Genomic DNA, 203 nt, shown 5'->3' on the forward strand with positions numbered 1-203 from the left:
TTGTTCGAAATGTTCGTAGTGTTATTGGCGATGTCCGAAGCGTTCGCTGTGATGTTAGTAGCATTGTTACCAATAGCCGTAGTATTGTTGGAGATATTGGTAGCGTTGTTCGAAATATCCGTGGCATTGTTACCGATCGCCGTGGTATTGTTGGCAATGTCCGCGGCATTGGCCGCTACTCCGGCGCTATCGTCCAAAGAGGA

At 48.3% G+C, this 203-nt stretch carries 1 protein-coding gene; it reads right to left on the minus strand.

Features of this window, described 5'->3' with window-relative positions; translation table 11 throughout:
• Positions 1 to 203: hypothetical protein (locus AB9K32_RS00085; protein WP_369884006.1), on the minus strand; the 203-nt coding region annotated here is incomplete at both ends.

Origin of the sequence: Allomuricauda sp. XS_ASV26, from assembly GCF_041224615.1 — a bacterium.
GTDB classification, from domain to species: Bacteria; Bacteroidota; Bacteroidia; order Flavobacteriales; family Flavobacteriaceae; genus Flagellimonas; species Flagellimonas alginolytica.